The following is a 6,000-nucleotide window of genomic DNA, read 5'->3' as shown; positions in this document are numbered from 1 at the left end:
CGGTTCGCCGGGTGTGGGTTGTCTGCGCGAATGTGGTGTTTTAGACGGGCGTGGTGTGGGGGTGTCGTGGGTTGCCGTGGGGGGTGTCCGCCGTCGGCGTGCCTTGTTTGGGCCGCTTGGCTCTGTTTGGGTCGTCAGCCTCGATTTGGACCGCGTTGCTCTGTTTGGACCGCCGTAGTGTGCTACTGGGGCGGTCCAAACAGACTTATGGGATCCAAACCGACGTATGGGGTCCAAACAGAGGCGGGCGGTCCACCTGGCGGGCCGTGGCGGTGACCCCGGTGTCATTGCGTGGCTACCTGGTCTGGCGCGCCGGCTTGGCCACCGGGATTGCCGCTCCGATCGCGATTGTGGGGCTGAGTGTCGGCGGGCTGAACGAACTGGACTGGTGGAGAGCCGCGGGCCTGGCCCTGGCCGGGGCGCCCTTGGCAGGTGCCACCGCCATGGGTATAGCCGTCTTCACGGATTCGACGATCCAGGCGGTGACGGCGATCAAACTGGGATTCGTGCTGCTGGTGATGCCGGCCTTCGTAATGGGGCGCGGCGGGTCATGGGGCCTCCTGACGGCCGTGGTGCCCTCGTGGTGGCCGCTGCGGGCACACGCCGCGATACTCGATGGGCAGATATGGCAACCATGGGCGGCAGGAGCGGTAGCGATCAGCGCCGCCCTCGTGGTGGTCTGCCTGTGCTGCGCCACGAGGGCCGCACGCTGATCCGCGCCGGGCGCCTGTCGGGCGCGTCAGTCCTGGGGGCCGCGGTCCTCGACCTCGACCATCACCAGTTGCATGCGGCACGGGGTCACGGCGGTGAGTGCGTGACGGTCGTTCGGTGCCAGGTAGATGACGTCGCCCGCATGCATGCGTTCGGTACGTCCGGCGATGGTGAAGTCCATCTCGCCCTCCAGCAGGGTGACGACCACCGCCTTGGTGGAGGCGTGCTCAGTGAGCAGCTGGCCGGCGTCAAAGGTGAAGATGACGGTGCGCAGGACGTCATTGTTGACCACCACGCGGGAGGTGGTGGCCTCCTCGCTGATCGGCAGTGCCTCATTCAGGCCGAGGCGGAACAGGGACTCGGAGGCGGGCGTGGTGGGCATGAGGGTGTCCTTCCTTGGCGGGCGTATTCGTATCGCGGACTCGGCGTGCACTCGCGGGCCGGCGTGCCATTTCTCCCCGTCTTGGTCGTTTCAAATCCGGTGTTGAGGTTACCCGCATCTCACCATAGTGAAACGGTGGCCTCCGGCACATCCGGGGCCGGCTGCGTCGTCGTCGTGTGGGCCGTAAGCGAAAAGCCCCCGATCCTGGGCATGCGCTGGACGGGAGGCGGGTTAGCGTTGGCATCACCGAACACGGAAGGACTGACGTGAGCGAGCTCCACACGCCTCCGGCGGCTACGACCCCAGCCGCCGTCGACGGGTCTGGGACGGGCCTGGGCCTGACCGACTCCATCTACAACCGCCTGCTGAAGGAACGCATCATCTGGCTCGGCTCCGAGGTGCGTGATGACAATGCCAACGCCATCTGCGCACAGATGCTGCTGCTGGCCGCCGAGGACCCCGAGCGGGACATTTACCTGTACATCAACTCCCCGGGCGGCTCCGTGACCGCCGGCATGGCCATCTACGACACCATGCAGTACGTCCAGCCCGACGTGGTCACCGTTGCCACCGGCCTGGCCGCCTCCATGGGACAGTTCCTGCTGTCCTCCGGCGCCCGCGGCAAGCGCTACATCACGCCGCACACTCGGGTGCTCATGCACCAGCCCTCCGGTGGGGCGGGCGGATCGGCCACGGACATCCGCATTAACGCCGACCTGATCATCAAGATGAAGCAGGAGCTGTCCGAGATCACCGCGGCGAACACCGGCCACACGGTTGAGGAGATCATCCGCGACTCCGACCGCGACCACTGGTTCTCCGCGACCGAAGCCCTGGAATACGGATTCGTCGACCACATCGTGAGTTCCAGCCGCGAGATCGGCACCCAGAACGGAGAGAACTGACATGACGAGCTCTCGCCCCTACTTCGACGCCGTCGCCCGGCAGGTTCAGGCCACGGGCATCGACCCGCGATCCCTGCCCCAGGCGCGCTACGTGCTGCCCCAGTTCGAGGAGCGCACCGCGTACGGCTTCAAGCGGCAGGATCCCTACGCCAAGCTGTTCGAGGACCGCATTGTCTTCATGGGCGTGCAGGTCGACGACGCCTCCGCCGACGACATCATGGCGCAGCTGCTGGTCCTGGAGTCCCAGGACCCCGACGGCCTGATCACCATGTACATCAACAGTCCCGGCGGTTCTTTCACGGCGCTGACGGCCATCTACGACACCATGCAGTACATCAAGCCGCAGGTGCAGACCGTGTGCCTCGGGCAGGCCGCCTCCGCCGCCGCCGTACTGCTGGCCGCGGGCTCGCCCGGCAAGCGCCTGGCACTGCCCAATGCCCGCGTGCTCATCCACCAGCCCGCCATGGAGGGGGTGCAGGGTCAGGCCAGTGATATCGAGATCATCGCCAATGAGATCGACCGTATGCGTACCTGGCTGGAGGACACTCTGGCCTCCCACACCGGGCAGCCGGTGGAGAAGGTCCACGCGGACCTCGAGCGCGACACGATCCTGACGGCGACCGCCGCCAAGGACTATGGCATCGTCGACCAGGTGCTCTCCTCCCGCAAGGCGCCCGCCTCGCCGCACTCGGCGTAAGCGCGCGCCCGGGTTCGCCGGCTCGGGCGCAATTCCACGGGGTGGGGCGGTTCCGGTTCTCCGGTTCCGCCCCACCCCGCTCATCGCCCACCGAGACCGGAACTTGTGACGTGGGGTCGACCCGCCGCCGGTCGGAGGCCAGCGCATTGCCAGTAGGCTGCCCGCCATGAACTCTATGTCCTCCGGCGGCCCGCTGCTCGTCAGCGCATGCTTGGCCGGCTTCACCTGCCGGTACGACGGTGCCGCCAAGCCGGATCGTGACGTCGTCGCCCTGGTTGCCGATGGGCTGGCTCTGCCGTTGTGCGCTGAGTTGATGGGTGGTCTGCCCGTCCCGCGACCGCCCGCCGAGATCGTGGGTGGCGACGGCGAAGACGTGCTCGACGGGCATGCGCGCGTGATCACTCGCGACGGCGAGGACGTTACCGACGCCTTTATGCGTGGTGCCCATGCGGCCGCCGTTGTGGCGGCGCAGATGGGATGTCCCGCTGCGGTGCTGCAGGAGCGCAGCCCGTCCTGCGGCGTGCGTACCATCTACGACGGCGCTCACAGCGGCGAACTCAAGCAGGGCTGCGGCGTACTGGCGGCCGCACTGCGCCGTCGCGGGATCGCCGTTGTGACGAAGGGAGCCGCACGGGAGCGGCGCCGGTAGCCGACGCTAGGATCTGGCGCATGCGCCAGTTCGTCGTTGACGCCTTCACCGACCGTCCCTTCGCGGGCAACCCTGCCGCCGTCTGTCTGCCCGAGACCTGGCCCGCCGACAGGCTCATGGAGGCGATCGCCCGGGAGAACAACCTCTCCGAGACGGCGTTCTGCGTGCGTGAGGGGGAGGCGTGGCGCTTGCGGTGGTTCACTCCGGGCGGCGAGATCGACCTGTGTGGCCACGCCACCCTGGCGACCGCGCACGTGCTGCTGGCTGAGCTCGCTACCGGGGCCGACGCCGTCTCCTTCGAAACGCTCAGCGGCCGCCTGACCGTGCGCCACCGCGAGGGCCGGTACGAGATGGACTTCCCCGCCTACCGGCTGCGCCGCCTCGAGGTCACCGATCAGATGGTGACGGCTCTCGGCGCGCGTCCCTCCGAGGCCTGGATGGGGCGCGACCTGCTGTGCGTATTCGACGACGAGGCTACCGTCCGCGGCCTGACGCCGGACCTGCGGCGGGTCGAGGAGCTGCCCGGTCCGCTGTGCCACGCGACCGCCCCGGGCAGTGAGTTCGACTGCGTATCGCGCAGTTTCGCCCCGTCGCTCGGTATCGCAGAGGACCCGGTGTGCGGCTCCGGGCACTGCCACATCGCCCCGTACTGGGCAGAGCAGTTGGGCAAGCCACGCATCCGCGCCTGGCAGGCCTCCGCACGTGGCGGTGAACTGCTGTGTGTGGTCGACGGCGAGCGATGCGCGCTCGCGGGCGCGGCGGTCACCTTCCTGCGCGGCGAGATCGTGGGGCTGTAGAACGGCTCGCGTCTAGGCGCGGGCGGATCGGGGCCTATGGCGCGACTGACAGTGCTTGTCCGAGGGCAAATGCCGCCACATCGTCGGGGCGCTGGCCGATGCTACGTGCCCAGGCAGTCGTCGTCATTCTGGTCTGGCGCAGATATTTCACCAGGGCGTCATGGATTCGCGAGCGCTCATAGGGGAGCGAGCTGCCCGGCTCACCGGTTGCAAAACCGCGGCGGGTGAGTTCTGCCATGAGTTGGCGGTGACCCCAGTCAGAAGCTCTTCCGACGTCGTGAACGGAGTGTGCCGCAGCGACGGCGGAGGCGCCGAAACGACGGGCGAGCGCAATAACTGCGTCCAGCGGTGGGGCGGAGGGCATCGTCGCGCGTACGTAATCGGGCGGAAGCAAGAGCGCTGCTGCAAAGACGTTGGCCTCCCGTTCCAACTCCCGGTCCGTGGCGTCGCCGTCGGTCTTAGTGCTGGAGTGCATGAGGAGGTGACCGAGTTCGTGGGCGAGATCAAAGCGGGACCGCTCCGGCGTCTTCCGGCGGGCGAGGAACACATACGGGTGTGCGTCCTGACCCCAGAAACTGAAGGCGTCAACGTCCTGCTCGGCTGCCGGGATCCCCAGCACCCGGATGCCATGGGACTCAACCAGCTGCACGAGGTTTGGCAGTGGGAAGTCGCCCAAGCCCCATTGCAGGCGCACCGCCTCAGCGGTCGCCTGAGGGGACAGACCCGGATCGAGTTCCGGCAGCGCAAGTGCAGGCAGGCCAAGTCGCCGACCCATCTCGTTGAACATTTCCATTCCCAGAGACCCGAGGGCGGTGGCCTGGTGTAGGAGCGCCGCGGTAGTACGGCGACGCGTTCTGAAGAAGACCAGATCATCGGTCACCGTGGCAGCCGGATTAGTTTGGAAGAATGCCACGGGTTGTGCGGTGGCGATGGCGAGCGCTTCGGCCCTGTTGACCGGTGCGCCGCTGTCTTCCCAGTTTGTGAGAGTGCGCGTAGTTACGCCGACGGCGGTGGCCAGGTCAACACGGGACAATCCGCCGCGTTCGCGGGCAATTGTGACACGTGTGGGGTGGATGGACATGCTGTGAATGACTCGATTCCGCGGGGATGGGCGTTACAGCGCTACCACGTCGAAGTCGACGTCGTCGGTGGGGCGTCGCGGTGGGATGGCCTCGAGACCTACGGGCTCCAGCGGTACTTCCGGCAGAATGATGCGGGTATGCCAATGGGTGATGATGCCGTCGTCGCAGGCGACGGGCAGCGAGAGTTCGCAGCGAAGCACGTGCTCACTGCGATCCCAGAAATACAACAGTATCCAGGTGTGCAGTGAAGTACCCCGAGCCACGGCGGTATCAGCGGTTGTTGCGCCTTCGGATAAGTCGAGGACGAGCTGGTGGGCGAGCCGAATGTGCGAGAGTGCGGCATTGTCGTCAACTTCGTTGCGGAAGGTAGGACCCTTGCTTCTCGCGTTGGCGGGCCGTTCGCCCGGGTTTCCAGTGCTGGCGTTCCCTCCCATGGCGGCAATGGCGGTCAGGTGCCCGTCCGGGCTTACTGAGCGAGGTGCATTGCCGCGGTCGTGGGCCTGCCAGCCTAGGCCGCCCAGATACTTGCGCACAGCGCTGACGGTCTTCGCCCAGTGCTCAAAGCCGAAGGCGATAACGGGATCGAATGCTGTGTGCTGGTTGATGGCGGCCTGGAGTCCGTCATGACATGCCCCGGCCAGGAGGTCTGCGTCGAGCCCCATGGACGTTAGCCGTTGCGCGGCCGCCCGGCCCGTGAGGACCACTCCGGGCGGCGGTTGCAAAGGGAATGATTCGGTCACGTCCGTGTCCCCTCAGTCTCTCTGACGAGTGTTCAAA

General features: G+C 67.0%; 8 protein-coding genes. 5 read left to right on the top strand and 3 right to left on the bottom strand.

Features of this window, described 5'->3' with window-relative positions; translation table 11 throughout:
- The first annotated feature begins 266 nt into the window (after positions 1-266).
- Positions 267-713, top strand: a complete 447-nt coding sequence (locus Q4A20_RS02795) for a hypothetical protein (RefSeq protein WP_303120020.1) — start codon at positions 267-269, stop codon at positions 711-713.
- Positions 714-739: 26 nt separating this feature from the next.
- On the opposite strand, the gene Q4A20_RS02790 is transcribed toward Q4A20_RS02795, so the two are convergent.
- Complete coding sequence (locus Q4A20_RS02790; protein ID WP_303120017.1) at positions 740-1,093, bottom strand: cupin domain-containing protein; 354 nt, start codon at positions 1,091-1,093, stop codon at positions 740-742.
- Positions 1,094-1,359: 266 nt separating this feature from the next.
- Here Q4A20_RS02790 and Q4A20_RS02785 point away from each other — a divergent pair, with 266 nt between their 5' ends.
- The 4 genes from Q4A20_RS02785 to Q4A20_RS02770 all read left to right on the top strand — a co-directional run bounded on the left by Q4A20_RS02785 (position 1,360) and on the right by Q4A20_RS02770 (position 4,141).
- Positions 1,360-1,998 carry an ATP-dependent Clp protease proteolytic subunit gene (locus Q4A20_RS02785; protein WP_303120014.1) on the top strand — a complete coding sequence of 213 codons (639 nt, stop codon included), beginning with the start codon at positions 1,360-1,362 and terminating at the stop codon, positions 1,996-1,998.
- Between the two features lies 1 nt (position 1,999).
- The gene (locus Q4A20_RS02780) at positions 2,000-2,695 is read left to right on the top strand and encodes an ATP-dependent Clp protease proteolytic subunit (RefSeq protein ID WP_303120012.1); all 696 of its coding nucleotides are present in this window, start codon (positions 2,000-2,002) and stop codon (positions 2,693-2,695) included.
- Positions 2,696-2,861: 166 nt separating this feature from the next.
- Positions 2,862-3,344 carry a DUF523 domain-containing protein gene (locus tag Q4A20_RS02775; RefSeq protein ID WP_303120010.1) on the top strand — a complete coding sequence of 161 codons (483 nt, stop codon included), beginning with the start codon at positions 2,862-2,864 and terminating at the stop codon, positions 3,342-3,344.
- Positions 3,345-3,364: 20 nt separating this feature from the next.
- The gene (locus Q4A20_RS02770; RefSeq protein WP_303120007.1) at positions 3,365-4,141 is read left to right on the top strand and encodes a PhzF family phenazine biosynthesis protein; all 777 of its coding nucleotides are present in this window, start codon (positions 3,365-3,367) and stop codon (positions 4,139-4,141) included.
- 34 nt (positions 4,142-4,175) lie between these two features.
- On the opposite strand, the gene Q4A20_RS02765 is transcribed toward Q4A20_RS02770, so the two are convergent.
- On the bottom strand, positions 4,176-5,222 hold the full coding sequence (locus Q4A20_RS02765; RefSeq protein WP_303120004.1) for an XRE family transcriptional regulator: 1,047 nt from the start codon (positions 5,220-5,222) through the stop codon (positions 4,176-4,178).
- A 33-nt stretch (positions 5,223-5,255) separates the two neighbouring features.
- Positions 5,256-5,885, bottom strand: a complete 630-nt coding sequence (locus Q4A20_RS02760) for a hypothetical protein (RefSeq protein WP_303120002.1) — start codon at positions 5,883-5,885, stop codon at positions 5,256-5,258.
- Between the last annotated feature and the right edge of the window lie 115 nt (positions 5,886-6,000).

The sequence above is a fragment of the Actinomyces sp. genome, assembly GCF_030530635.1.
GTDB lineage: Bacteria > Actinomycetota > Actinomycetes > Actinomycetales > Actinomycetaceae > Actinomyces.
The sequence above is the reverse complement of the archived record's forward strand: the minus strand, read 5'-3'. Positions and strand labels throughout refer to the sequence as shown.